Genomic DNA, 12,559 nt, shown 5'->3' with positions numbered 1-12,559 from the left:
GGCGACGGGTGAGAATGCCCGGCGTGCGAGTGGTGAGAACAGCGTTGAGGGCCGCGCCGACCGAGGACGCGGCTGTCGCGCTGCTTCACCGGAGGGCCGAACGCCTGCGCCTTCCCCCTCCTGCCGCACTGTGTGGTGAGTGGTTCGGCTCCAGGGCGGTCATCGCGCCCACCGTGCGAGTGGAGCCGGTGAGTGCCGAACGCGCGTTCGGCACCGTCGCCGACCTGCCCGGCGTGGCCGACGCCGAGCCTGGCACCGTCGGCGGCGGCTGGTTCGGCTACCTCTCCTACGACCTCACCGACCCGTCCGGTAGGCAGTGCGCTCTCCCGCGTGCGGCGTGGGGCTGGGCCGACCACGTGCTCCGCCTCGACAGCGACGGCCGATGGTGGTTCGAGGCACTGCTGGCCGACGGTGAACCGTTCCCGCACGGCCTCGCGGCCGACCTCGACGAGACGCTCGGCGCGGCACTCCCCACCGACCTCGGCTGGCTTCCCACGACGCTGCCCCTGCCCTCACGGGACGAACACAGGAGCGCGGTGGTGGCGTGCGTGCAGGCCATCGGCGCGGGCGAGGTGTTCCAGGCCAACATCTGCACGCGGCTGACCGGCGAGTTCGCGGGCTGTCCCGCCGCGCTGTTCGCCGAGGGTGTCCGCAGGCTCGGTCCTGCCCGCGCCGCCTACCTCGCCGGTGACTGGGGCGCCGTGGTGTCGATGTCACCCGAGCTGTTCCTCGCCCGCCACGGACGGCAGGTGAGGTCGTCGCCGATCAAGGGAACACGGCCGAGGCGCGGCACGCACGACGACCACCTCGCCGCCGAGCTCCGGCGATCGGTCAAGGACGTCGCCGAAAACGTGATGATCACCGACCTCGTGCGCAACGACCTCGGGCGGGTCTGCGAGGTGGGGAGCGTCCACGTCCCGGAACTGCTCGCCGTGCGTCCAGCACCCGGTGTCTGGCACCTCGACTCCACCGTGGAGGGCGTCCTCACCGACGGCACCGACGACGCCACGCTGCTGCACGCGACGTTCCCACCCGGTTCGGTCACCGGCGCGCCGAAGCTCCGCGCGCTCGACCTCGTCGCGGAATTGGAGCCGCGGGCGCGGGGCGTCTACACCGGCGCGATCGGCGCGGTCTCCCCCGTGGCGGGTCTCGAGCTGAACGTGGCCATCCGCACCTTCGAAATCGCGGGAGGCACCGCGCGGCTCGGGGTCGGCGGCGGCATCACGGCCGACTCCGATCCGGACGCCGAGTGGGAGGAGTGCCTGCACAAGGCGGCCCCGCTGCTGCGGCTCCTCCAGACACCACACGATCGCCGGGCCGTCCTTCACAGGTCCTCCCCGGGCGAGCGGGCCATGGCAGCCAACCCCCATTGCGCTGACACAGCAGGTCGCAGCGGAATCCGGTGAGGCAGTAGCGCCATCGGCGACGACAATGCGGGCGAACCGCCGACAGGACCTCACGCATCCGGACCCGCCGGGCTTGAGACCGCGCGGGGTGGACACGGCGCGGACTCGGAGATTCGACTGATCGCGTCGGCACGCATCCGGTGGACGCCGGGCGCAAGGCTCGGCGGATCACCCGGCGAACTTCAGCCCGACGACCCCGCCGACGATCATCGCGAGGAAAACAAGGCGCAGCGCGCTCGCCGGTTCGTTCAACACGACCATGCCGTACAGCGCGGTGCCCACAGCGCCGATTCCCACCCACACCGCGTAGCCCGTGCCGACCGGAATGGTGCGCAGCGCGTAGGCCAGCCCCGCCATGCTCGCCGCCAACGCCACGAGGAACAGCAGCGACGGCCGCAGCCGGGAGAAACCTCGCGACGCCTCCAAGGCAGCGGCCCACACGGTTTCCAGCACGCCCGAGACGACGAGAACGAGCCACGCCATCGGCTCAGCCCCGGTTCTTCAGCACGGCGTCGTAGAGTTCCTTCTTCGATACCCCGGCAGCCTCCGCCACCTCACCCGCAGCCGATTTCAGCCGCTCCCCCGCTTCGACGCGGGAACACACCTCCGCGACGAGGTCGGCGAGATCGGCCTTCCTCGGCGCGGCACCCTGAAGCACCACCGTGATCTCGCCACGCACGCCGTCCGCCGCCCACGCCGCCAGTTCACCGAGGCCGCCGCGCCGCACCTCCTCGTAGGTCTTCGTCAGCTCACGGCACACAGCCGCCCTGCGGTCGGCACCGAGCACGTCGGCGGCCTCCGCCAGCGTCGTGGCCAGCCGGTGGGGCGAGTCGAAGAACACCGCCGTGCGCGGCTGGTTCACCAGTTCCGCAAGCCAGCGAGCACGCTCGCCCGGTTTGCGGGGCGCGAACCCCTCGAAGCAGAAACGTTCCGTCGGCAGGCCGGACACCGCCAGCGCGGTGGTCACGGCGGACGGCCCTGGAACGCACGTGACCCGCACACCCTCCTCGACGCAGGCCGCGACGAGCCGGTAGCCGGGATCGGACACGCTCGGCATGCCCGCGTCGGTGACGAGCACGACGGTGCGTCCATCGCGCAGCGCCTCCATCAGCTTCGGAAGGCGCGCCGACTCGACGTCCTCGTAGAAACTCACGACCCTGCCACGGGGCGTCACGCCGAGAGCAGTGGCGAGCGCCCTGAACCGTCGGGTGTCCTCGGCCGCTACCACGTCCGCATCGGCGAGTACCTCGGCGAGCCGTGGCGAGGCGTCACGGGAGTCACCGAGTGGGGTCGCAGCCAGTACGAGAGTCACGCTCCCAGAGGCTAGCCCGTAGGATCGGGGCCCGTGACCGCACTCCTCACCCGTTCGTCGGCGGGCGGCGTGGGCCGAGCGCCACAGATCATGCAGCCTCCGAGCGATCGGGAAGCCACGCTCCTCGGCAGGCCGATGCCGGGCGACCGGATCCGCGCGTTGATCGTCACGGTGGTGCTCACCGCGATCGGAGCCTTCGTGCGGCTCGTCGATCTCGGTGTGCCCACCGACAAGGGCACGCCGGTTTTCGACGAGAAACACTACGTGCCTCAGGCGTGGCAGATGCTGCGCAACGGCGGGTACGAGGACAACTACGGCTACGAGCTGGTGGTTCACCCTCCCCTGGCCAAGCAGCTCATCGCCATCGGTGAATGGCTCTTCGGATACAACGGCTGGGGCTGGCGGTTCAGCGCGGCGATCGCGGGCGCGCTGATCGTTCTGATCACCGTGAGAGTCGCACGCAGGCTAACGCGCTCCACATTGCTCGGCGCCGTGGCCGGTGTGCTCGTGATCTGCGACGGTGTGCTGCACCTCCAGTCGCGGATGGGGATGCTGGACATCTTCATCGCGCTGTTCGTGCTCGCCGCGTTCGCATGCCTGCTGTGCGACCGCGACCAGGTTCGGCAACGGTTGGCGGTCGCGGTGCGCGAGGGCTGGATCGGCACCTCGCCTTACGGGCCGAGGCTCGGGTTCCGCTGGTGGCGGTTCGGCGCGGGGGTCATGCTGGGGCTCGCCACGGCGGTCAAGTGGTCCGGGGCCTACTGGGTGATCGGATTCGGCCTGCTCTGCGTGGCCTTCGACATCGCCGCGCGCCGAGCGGCGGGGGTGCGCAGGCCGTGGGTCGGCGCGCTGCGGCAGGATCTGCTCCCTGCCATTTGGGCTATCGGCGTGATCTCCCTGCTGGTGTATCTGGGGAGCTGGTGGGCATGGTTCGCCAGCGAGACGGCCACCGACCGGCACTACGTCGAGATCGAGGGTGTCGCCGCGGGGCCGTTCGGGTTCGTGCCCGACGCGCTGCGTTCACTGTTCCTCTACACGACCAACGTGCTCGACTTCCACAGCAACCTGACCACGCCGGAGGACGATCCTCACCCCTGGGAGTCGAAGCCCTGGACGTGGCCGATGGGGCTGCGGCCGATGCTCTACTACTACGAGTCGGGCAAGGACGTCACCGGTTGCGGCGAGTCGCAGTGCGTGAGCGCCACCATGCTCATCGGCACGCCCGCGATGTGGTGGCTGTCGCTGCCTGTGCTGGCCTGGGGCCTCTGGCGTTCGGTGTTCCGCGCCGACTGGCGCTACACCGCCGTGCTGGTGGGCTACCTCGCCGGCCTGCTGCCGTGGTTTCTCAACCTCGACCGGCAGATGTACTACTTCTACGCCACTCCGCTCGCGCCGTTCCTCGCGCTCGGCCTCACACTCGTGCTCGGCCAGATCCTCGGCAGCGCGAGAAGCGGCAAGGAACGGCGGGGAACCGGCCTGCTCGTGCTCTCGCTCTACGTCGGTCTGGTCGTCGCGAACTTCGTGTGGCTGTGGCCGATCCTCGTCGGCGACCCGATCACCAACGACCGCTGGCAGGCGGAGCTGTGGCTGCCGTCCTGGCGATGACGCGGCAGGCTGCCGGAACCCGGTAAGTCCGTCCCTCGCGGCGGCCGTGGCCGGTGCCTTTCCGAACCGGGCACGGCGTCACTGCTGACGCGGCACGAGTTTCGTCACCGGACCATCGGACGACGTCCCGGCGCGGGAGAGCCAGCCCTCGACCTCGCGGTAGACCACGTTCAGGGTCGGCCGGTTGCGCGGCTGCGGGTCCAGCGACGCGGAGAGAAGCCGGGTGTGCACGCTCTGCCTCGGCAGGTGCGTCGGCGCCTCGGCCCGCGCGGCCGCCATGAGCGCCGCCATCGGGGTCTCCCTGGTGCCGCGAGGCGGCTGGCCCGTCAGCGCGTAACTGACGGTGGCCGCGAGCTGCCAGGCGTCGGAGGCCGGGCTCGCGGGCGCACCCGCCGCGGCCTCGGGCGCGACATAGTCGGGGGTACCGACCATCATGCCGGTGGCCGTCAGCTTCGAGTCGCCACGGCTACGGGCGATACCGAAGTCGATGAGGTGAGCAACGCCGTCGGGATCGACGATGATGTTGGACGGCTTGATGTCGCGGTGCAGCACGCCCTTGCTGTGCGCTGCTGCCAGCGCGCTCGCCATGGTGGCCCACAGCCGTCCCGCCGCGACGTCGTCGAGCGGGCCGCCGTTGTCCACGATCTCGGCCAGCGGCTGGCCCTGTAGGTACTCCATCACGAGCGCGAGGCCGTCGGGCTCGGTCACGAGGTCGTAGACGCGAACGCAGTTCGGGTGGCTGAGCGCGGCCAGCGCCCTTGCCTCGCGCTGCATGCGTTCCTCGGTATCGGGGTCGGGCGCGTGGGCGATCTTGAGCGCGACCGTGCGCCCGAGTTGCGTGTCAACGGCCTCCCACACGGTGCCGAAGCCCCCGTGGCCTAGCCGCCGGACTCGCCGGAACCGGCTGCTTCCTTGCTGCGAACTACCGGGCGGGGTGGGCACGGGTCCCGGAACGGCAGCCAGTTCGGCCGACGGCTCCGGGGCTGGAGCCACCGATGTCGGCGCGTACTGCTTGGCAGGAGGGGGAGGCGGTGGCGGCGGTGTGGAAGGTGGCGTCGGTGGGGTCTCCGGCTCCCGTGGATTGACGTGCACCGGTTGCTGCGGCAGCTCGTGCTTCGACTGGGCCGAGTCCGGACGGCGATCGGAGTTCTCGACCGTTGACCAGCTCGGCGGTCCGACGAGGGCCACAGGGATGACGCCGAGGACCGTGGCTGGAAGGAACCCGAGCCACAGGTGGATGGCCGTGTTGGCCTCCACACCGGCGCACACGAACACGAAGACCACGAACGGCACCCACAGGAGCCTGCCCGGCCATTTCGGCCCGCGCCGCAGAGCGATCCGGCCCAGCAGCATCACGGACAGCAGGATCAGCACAGGAAGGCCGACGAGACCGACGAGGGAGAGCCCGTAGGACAGCACGTCGCCGGACGGGTAGAAGAGAGTCTCGTAGATGTTCTGCCCGCCGCCGAGGTACGCGTCCTGGCGCCCGATGCCGTAGTCCTGCCGGAGCGCGGAGACCTCGATGCCGGACAGCCCGGCATTGTCACCTCGGAAAACCGATCGGAACACGCTCGACACACCCGTGGTGAGGAACCAGGGGATCAGCAGCATGCCGACAGCCCCGAGAACGGCCAACGCGGCCAGTGCGCCACCGTCGTAGCGGTTACCCGTGAACTTTCGCATCAGTGCGACACCCACGGCCGCCCCGACAGGGAACAAGCCGATCAGCGCACCGGCCATGCTCGTTGCCCACGCCCAGTCTCCGGGCCAGATTCCTGGCTGGAAGAGTTGATAGGCGAACGAGAGCAACGCGCTCGCGATCGATTCCACCCCTCGCTCCTTCGCCGCGTCGCCCGGCATAGTCCGGCACCGTCCGAAGGGACAGTATGCCTGTCTTCACACCCGAGCTTACGGTGGGCGGCGATCGCACTCCGCAGCCGACTGCCACGAGCGGTTCCCCTCACGCCGACTTCACCTGATCGAGCAAGCCCCGCGCCGTGTCCGCACTTCCCGTACGCGTGTCCGCACTTCCCGTACAGATGGGTTCATTCCGTGTCGAGTCCTCCGACTCCGCTCGACCGGAACTGCAAAGACCCGTACACCAGGTGCGGACACCCGCGCATGAAGTGCGGACACGCCGCTGCCGGCGCTCCTTCGAACCGGGCCGGTTCCTCTCCCGGGAACGCAGCGCGGCGGGGAATCGCACGCAGTTCGCTCCGATCTCACCCGATCGACGGGTTGTCTAAACCAATTCTGGGGCTTGACCCTGGAGACACCCCGTTGACCAGGAGGTGCTCGTGCGCAGCAGGAGAACCAGGGCCATGACCGGAGTCGCGGTGGTGCTTACCACCGCTCTCGCGATGACAACGGCGACGTCGGCGACCGCTGACCCCTCCTCCACCGGCGCGGCCACATCGGCGGAGACCGCTCTCACCGACGTCGTCCCCGCACCGGTGGAGGTCTTCCCCGACGCCGAGGCGGAATACCGCCTCACGCCGTGGACACCCATCCGCACGGAACCGCGCTCGGCAGAGGCTCACAAGGTCGGCCTGCTCCTCGCCGAATCTCTGCGGCCAGCGACCGGTTACCCGCTTCCCGTGGTGCCCGCCCGTAGCCACAAGCCATCCGGAATCTCGCTTCTGCTCGACAACGTCGGGGACACACTCGGGCGCGAGGGCTACCGCATCGAGGTCACGGACGACGGAGTCACCATCCGCGCTAACACCGCGGCCGGCCTGTTCGCGGGCACCCAGACGCTTCGGCAACTGCTGCCGCCGGACATCGAGGCGAACGCCCGGCGCACGACGGCGTGGACGGTTCCCGGCGGCACGATCATCGATCACCCGCGCTTCGCCTACCGGGGCGCGATGCTCGACATCGCCCGGCACTTCCACACGCCCGACGAGATCAAGTCCTACATCGACGAGCTCGCCCGCTTCAAGATCAATCACCTGCACCTGCACCTGACCGACGACCAAGGCTGGCGAATCGAGATCGAGAGCTGGCCGCGCCTCACCACGGTCGGCGGAGGCCCTGGTACGGGGGTTGACGGCGTGGGTGCAGGTTTCCTCACGAAAGAGCAGTACAGCGACATCGTCGCCTACGCGGCCGACCGCTACATCACCGTCGTGCCCGAGATCGACATGCCCGGCCACACCAACTCGGCGCTGTCCACCTACGCGGAACTCAACTGCGACGGCATCGCGCCTCCCCCGCGCACCGACATGGCCGTCGGATACAGCTCGTTGTGCATCGGCAAGGAGATCACGTACGAGTTCGTCGAGGACGTCATCCGCGAGGTATCGGAGCTGACACCGGGACCGTATCTGCACATCGGTGGCGACGAGGCACACGTGACCACGCCGGAGGACTACCGCCTGTTCATGAGGCGCGTGCTCCCGATCGTGGAGAAGTACGGCAAGCGGCCGTTCGGCTGGAACGAGATCGTGCGCGCCGAGCCTGCCACCGCGACGGTGGCCCAGTACTGGGGCACCTCGACCGACAACGCCGAACTCGCCGACGCGGTCGCCAGGGGCCATCGGGTGATCATGTCCCCCGCGAACAAGACGTATCTGGACATGAAGTACAACCCAGACACGCCGCTCGGCCTGTCCTGGGCCGGGTACATCGAGGTCCGCGACTCCTACGAGTGGAATCCGGGCGACCACGTCACCGGTGTGGGCGAGGACGCCGTCTTGGGCGTCGAGGCACCGCTGTGGTCGGAGACCCTGCGCTCATCGGACCATATCGAGTACATGGCCTTCCCTCGGCTCGCCGCTGTGGCGGAACTCGCCTGGTCGCCACAGGAAGCGCGCGACTGGACGGCGTTCAGGGAGCGCCTCGGCAAGCAGGCTCCTCGCTGGGAGGAACGCGGGATCGACTTCTACCGCTCGCCAGAGGTTCCGTGGCAGGACTGAGACACGCGTGCTCGCACCGTGAGGCGAACCCGCGAGCCGAGTGAACCGGAAAGGCCGAGGCCGGCAGCCTACCGACACTTCACAGATCCGCAGGCTGCCAGCGCCTCAGTTGGTCTCCTTCTGGTCCTTCGGAGGGTGACGAACCTCGAACGTTTCCGGTCCTTGAGGAACGTCAGCTTCGCTCGGCGCCTCGGAGACCTCGAACGATCCCCCGGCAACGTCCGAGGCCGGCGCGGACATGCGGGGAGGCTGCGGTGTCGCGGGCTGTGCGGGTTCACGCGGAGCGGAGGCCGCCAGCAATGCGACGAGTCCACCGACAAGGACAACGGCCAGCGAGCTTCCTGCGACCGTCAGCACCCGTCGCCTGCGCCTGATGCGCTGGCCGCGCGCGGCGATCTCGCTCCCGTCGAGCCACAGAGGCGGTTCCGGCGCGGCGCGGACCTCGGCCAACAATGCGCGGACGTCGTCATCGTCGAACACAGTGTTCACCTCCGTCCGGTACAGCGGCTTCGCTCTGCGCGAGAGCCCGCCGAAGGGCGGCGAGGCCACGGGCGGTCTGACTCTTGACCGTGCCGTTCGAGCAGCCGAGCACGGCCGCCGTCTGCTCCACGCTCAGATCCTCCCAGTAGCGAAGCACCAGCACAGCGCGCTGGCGCGGTGGCACCCGGGAGAGCGCTGCCCTCACCAGCATTCGTTGCTCGGTCTCGCCTTCGTGCGCGACCTGCTCCGGCAGGTCGTGCGTCAGGCGCTCACGCCGACGCCAGAGCCTGCGGTTCTCGGCGAGAAATGTCCGGATCACGACCTTGCGCGCGTACGAGACAAGGGCGTCGTGCTTTGCGAGTTTCGGCCACACCACATACAGCTTGGTCAACGCGGCCTGGGTGATGTCTTCCGCGCGATGCCAGTCCCCGCACAGCATGTAGGCCGTGGCACGCAGATTCTGGGCGCGCTCGACGAAGAAGCGGCTGAACTCGCCGTCCCACGGCGACGAAGCGTTTGTCACAGAATGCTGTTCCCCTGGGCCCTGGGACGGCCACTCCGGCCGTCCCAGGGGATGTCGGGCAGTCGGTTCGGTCAGCCCCCGGAAACCTCGCTCGGCGCCGGAGGTGCCACAGTCGCCTCACCAGGAACGTCCACCGGCTCCGCAGGCACCTCGGCCACGTCCGTAGGAACCTCGGCCACGTCCCTGGACACCCCGGCCACGTCCGTAGAAACCTCGGCCACGTCCCTGGACACCCCGGCCACGTCCGTAGGAACCTCGGCCACGTCCCTGGGCACCTCGGCCACGTCCCCACTCACCCCGGCCACGTCCGTAGGAACCTCGATCACGTCCACCGGCCCCGCAGGTGCCTCCCCCATCGAATCCATCGCGAAAGCCGTGGATGCTCCGAAGGCGAACAGCACAGCGATGCCGACGCCGGCGGACAGGATCATCTTTCGAGTACGCACGGCACTCCTTTCGTTCGGGTATTGCACCCGTTTACATGCGCCCGCTCCGCCGAGAGGTTGCACGCGACTCCACATTTCCTCACGCGGCGTGTCCGCACTTCCCGCACGCATGTCCACACTTCCGGGGCGGCGGTTCGCGCCGCTCGACGCGGAACGGCAGGTCGTCCGGACACGAGGTGCCAACACGCGTGCATAGGGTGCGGACACACGTGCATAGGGTGCGGACACAGCCTCGTTCACCCGAAGCCTTCAGCGCGGGGGCTTCAGTGAGCGCGGGTTTCAGCGGTCCTTGCGCTCGGCCATCACGGCGTCGTACTCGGCGGCGATCCGTTGCCACGCGGCATCGATGTGCCTCGCCTCGGTGGCGGGAGAACCGACGGCGAAGCGCAGCACCACATGTCCACGTGCCCTCGTATGGCTCAGGTACAGCTCACCCGAGTCGTTGAGCCGTTCCATGAGTTCCGTTGTGGCGGCGTCGGACTCGGCCTGCGAGGCTCCCGGCCACCTCGGCCGGAAGCAGACGAGCCCGAACGGATGGTGCGGGTCGAGGTCGAACCGGGGGTCAGCGGCCACGAGGTCCGCGAACCGGTCGGCGAGGTCGCCACACCGCCGGATGTGCGCACGCAGGCCCTCCGCGCCGTACCAGCGGATCACCGACCACAACTTCAACGCCCGGAAGCGGCGGCCGAGCGGTACCTGCCAGTCCCGGTAGTCGATCACTTCGCCGGAGCTGCTCGCGGCGTTGCGCAGGTACTCGGGCAGGATCGACAGCGCCTCCACCATCGGCGCGCGATCGCCGAGCCACAGCACCGAACAGTCGAAGTTCGTCAGCAGCCACTTGTGCGGATCGGTGACGTAGGAGTCCGCGTACTCGGCGACCCCGTCGTTGCACCACCGGAATTCGGGGCACACGGCGGCCACTCCCGCGTACGCCGCATCGACGTGCAGCCACACGCCGTGATCGCGACAGACCTCCCCGATCCGGGGTACGGGATCGACCGCCGTTGTCGAGGTCGTGCCGATCGTCGCGCAGACCAGCGTGGGAACGAACCCCCAGGCGAGGTCCTCGGTGATCAGCCGGTCGAGGTGTTCCGGGTCCATGGCGAGGCTTCCGGGGTCCACGTCCACCACTCGTACGTTCTCGGCGCCGATACCGGTCACGCGTGCGGCCTTCTCCAGCGACGAGTGCGTCTGCGACGACACGTACACCCGGTGCCTGCCCTCGCCCGCGCGCTGCCGCGCCGCGAGCAGCGCGACAACGGCGGCGCCAGACGCCGAATCCTGGATGACGCCGCCTCCGCGCTCGTCAGTGCGGAACCGCGACGGCAGGTCGAGCAGCTCGGCGAGCCAGTCAACGACGACGGTCTCCAGCTCTGTGCAGGCGGGGCTGGTGGCCCACAGCATTCCCTGCACACCGAGCCCCGAGGACAGCAGGTCTCCGAGCATGGCGGGACCGCTCGCGTTCGCGGGGAAGTAGGCGAAGAAGCTGGGGTGCTGCCAATGCGTGATCCCGGGCAGCACGACGCGGTCGAGGTCGGCGAGCACGGCGTCGAACGGCTCCCCGTGCTCGGGAGGGTGCGCTGGCAGCGCGGCACGCACCTCGCCGGGCGACACCTGAGCACGGACCGGATGTTCCTCCACCGACGCGAGGTAGTCGGCGATCCAATCGACGACTTTCCTGCCGTGGGCGCGGAACTGCTCCGGGGTCATGTGCTCGGTCACCCGGGTGAGCGTAGTCCGCCTGCCCGATCGCGACCCCGGCCGAGCGAGACGGCCGTGGCTGATCGAGCAGGCAGGCGGGCTCGGCGGCGGGTGAACGACGGCTGGCTAGGATGGATCGCATGTCCCAGCCCGCGGCCAAGGTCTCCCTGACCGGCATCAAACCGTCCGGAGAAGTCCACCTCGGCAACCTCGTGGGCGCGATCCGTCCGGCGCTGCGGTTGGCGCAGCAGTACGACTCGCTGTACTTCATCGCCGACTACCACGCGCTGACGAGCATCCGCGACCCCGAACTGCTCAGGCACTACTCGCGTTCGGTCGCCGCCTCCTGGCTCGCCGCGGGACTCGATCCGAAGCGAACCACGTTCTACGTGCAGTCGGACATCCCCGAGATCTTCGAACTGAACTGGGTGCTCTCGTGCGTCACGGGCAAGGGCCTCATGAACCGCGCCCACGCCTACAAGGCCGCCCGCGACCGCAACGTCGAGGCGGGTGAGGACCCCGACGTCGGCGTCAACATGGGTCTGTACAACTACCCGATCCTCATGGCCGTTGACATCCTGATCATGGAGACCGATGTGGTGCCGGTCGGCAAGGACCAGGTGCAGCACGTCGAGTACGCCGCCGACATCGCGGGCAGTTTCAACCACCTTTACGGCGACAGCTACAGCTTCAAGATCCCGCAGGCGGTGATCCCCGAGACGGGCACCGGCGATGTCCTTCCCGGGCTCGACGGCCGCAAGATGAGCAAGTCGTACGACAACACGATCCCGCTCTTCCTTCCGGAGAACAAGCTCAAGAAGCTGGTGCGCCGTATCCCGACGGACAGCACTCCTGTCGAGGACCCGAAGGACCCCGACAGCTCGGCGGTGTTCCAGATCCTGGAGCAGTTCGCGCCCGCGTCGGCTGCTGACGTCGTCGCCGACACACGCAAAAGGCTCGAAGCCGGCGGCATGGGCTGGGGTGAGTTGAAGAACGTTTTGTTCGAGGTGCTGAACACCGAACTCGCCCCGATGCGCGAACGGTACGACGACTACATGCGGCCCGGCAGCGAGCTGGACGAGGTGCTGGCAAGGGGAGCCGAGCGGGCACGGGAGCGGGCGAACCGGGTGTTGTCGTCGGTGCGCAAGGCCGTCGGCGTCGCCTGACGC

Annotated in this window: 11 protein-coding genes; 4 read left to right on the top strand and 7 right to left on the bottom strand. The window is 69.0% G+C overall.

Annotated elements, in window-relative coordinates:
* Positions 1-14 precede the first annotated feature (14 nt).
* On the top strand, positions 15-1,406 hold the full coding sequence (locus SACXIDRAFT_RS14000) for an aminodeoxychorismate synthase component I (RefSeq protein ID WP_006239222.1): 1,392 nt from the start codon (positions 15-17) through the stop codon (positions 1,404-1,406).
* Positions 1,407-1,574: 168 nt separating this feature from the next.
* Here SACXIDRAFT_RS14000 and SACXIDRAFT_RS13995 read toward each other — a convergent pair whose 3' ends face one another.
* A complete protein-coding gene (locus SACXIDRAFT_RS13995; protein WP_006239221.1) occupies positions 1,575-1,889 on the bottom strand; it encodes a DMT family transporter in 315 nt (104 codons plus the stop codon).
* Positions 1,890-1,893: 4 nt separating this feature from the next.
* The gene (gene rsmI, locus SACXIDRAFT_RS13990; protein WP_006239220.1) at positions 1,894-2,718 is read right to left on the bottom strand and encodes a 16S rRNA (cytidine(1402)-2'-O)-methyltransferase; all 825 of its coding nucleotides are present in this window, start codon (positions 2,716-2,718) and stop codon (positions 1,894-1,896) included.
* Positions 2,719-2,751: 33 nt separating this feature from the next.
* Here rsmI and SACXIDRAFT_RS13985 point away from each other — a divergent pair, with 33 nt between their 5' ends.
* The gene (locus SACXIDRAFT_RS13985; RefSeq protein ID WP_006239219.1) at positions 2,752-4,323 is read left to right on the top strand and encodes a dolichyl-phosphate-mannose--protein mannosyltransferase; all 1,572 of its coding nucleotides are present in this window, start codon (positions 2,752-2,754) and stop codon (positions 4,321-4,323) included.
* Positions 4,324-4,401: 78 nt separating this feature from the next.
* Here SACXIDRAFT_RS13985 and SACXIDRAFT_RS13980 read toward each other — a convergent pair whose 3' ends face one another.
* On the bottom strand, positions 4,402-6,153 hold the full coding sequence (locus SACXIDRAFT_RS13980) for a serine/threonine-protein kinase (protein ID WP_040922663.1): 1,752 nt from the start codon (positions 6,151-6,153) through the stop codon (positions 4,402-4,404).
* A 491-nt stretch (positions 6,154-6,644) separates the two neighbouring features.
* Here SACXIDRAFT_RS13980 and SACXIDRAFT_RS13975 point away from each other — a divergent pair, with 491 nt between their 5' ends.
* Positions 6,645-8,240 (top strand): beta-N-acetylhexosaminidase, encoded by a 1,596-nt coding sequence (locus SACXIDRAFT_RS13975; protein ID WP_006239217.1) that lies wholly within the window; start codon positions 6,645-6,647, stop codon positions 8,238-8,240.
* Between the two features lie 105 nt (positions 8,241-8,345).
* Here SACXIDRAFT_RS13975 and SACXIDRAFT_RS21820 read toward each other — a convergent pair whose 3' ends face one another.
* From SACXIDRAFT_RS21820 to SACXIDRAFT_RS13955, 4 genes are all read right to left on the bottom strand, one after another.
* Positions 8,346-8,720, bottom strand: coding sequence for a hypothetical protein (locus SACXIDRAFT_RS21820; protein ID WP_006239216.1), 375 nt, complete (start codon positions 8,718-8,720; stop codon positions 8,346-8,348).
* Positions 8,707-9,243 (bottom strand): SigE family RNA polymerase sigma factor, encoded by a 537-nt coding sequence (locus SACXIDRAFT_RS13965; protein WP_006239215.1) that lies wholly within the window; start codon positions 9,241-9,243, stop codon positions 8,707-8,709. The genes SACXIDRAFT_RS21820 and SACXIDRAFT_RS13965 overlap by 14 nt, the downstream gene beginning before the upstream one ends.
* Before the next feature lie 71 nt (positions 9,244-9,314).
* Entirely contained in the window at positions 9,315-9,689 is a 375-nt protein-coding gene (locus SACXIDRAFT_RS13960; protein WP_006239214.1) for a hypothetical protein, read from the bottom strand.
* Between the two features lie 279 nt (positions 9,690-9,968).
* Positions 9,969-11,399: an aminotransferase class V-fold PLP-dependent enzyme gene (locus SACXIDRAFT_RS13955; RefSeq protein WP_006239213.1), complete on the bottom strand. Its 1,431-nt coding sequence runs from the start codon at positions 11,397-11,399 to the stop codon at positions 9,969-9,971.
* Between the two features lie 131 nt (positions 11,400-11,530).
* Here SACXIDRAFT_RS13955 and SACXIDRAFT_RS13950 point away from each other — a divergent pair, with 131 nt between their 5' ends.
* A complete protein-coding gene (locus SACXIDRAFT_RS13950) occupies positions 11,531-12,556 on the top strand; it encodes a tryptophan--tRNA ligase (protein WP_006239212.1) in 1,026 nt (341 codons plus the stop codon).
* The last annotated feature ends 3 nt before the right edge of the window (positions 12,557-12,559 follow it).

The sequence above is a fragment of the Saccharomonospora xinjiangensis XJ-54 genome (assembly GCF_000258175.1).
GTDB lineage: Bacteria > Actinomycetota > Actinomycetes > Mycobacteriales > Pseudonocardiaceae > Saccharomonospora > Saccharomonospora xinjiangensis.
Note: the sequence above shows the minus strand (reverse complement) of the source record. Positions and strands in the feature narration are given on the sequence as shown.

Bases quoted from the DNA above. Each gene is read 5' to 3' on its own strand.
- SACXIDRAFT_RS13975 (WP_006239217.1), top strand. From the start codon at position 6,645: ATGACCGGAGTCGCGGTGGTGCTTACCACCGCTCTCGCGATGACAACG.
- SACXIDRAFT_RS14000 (WP_006239222.1), top strand. From the start codon at position 15: ATGCCCGGCGTGCGAGTGGTGAGAACAGCGTTGAGGGCCGCGCCGACC.
- SACXIDRAFT_RS13950 (WP_006239212.1), top strand. From the start codon at position 11,531: ATGTCCCAGCCCGCGGCCAAGGTCTCCCTGACCGGCATCAAACCGTCC.
- SACXIDRAFT_RS13955 (WP_006239213.1), bottom strand. From the start codon at position 11,399: ATGACCCCGGAGCAGTTCCGCGCCCACGGCAGGAAAGTCGTCGATTGG.
- SACXIDRAFT_RS13995 (WP_006239221.1), bottom strand. From the start codon at position 1,889: ATGGCGTGGCTCGTTCTCGTCGTCTCGGGCGTGCTGGAAACCGTGTGG.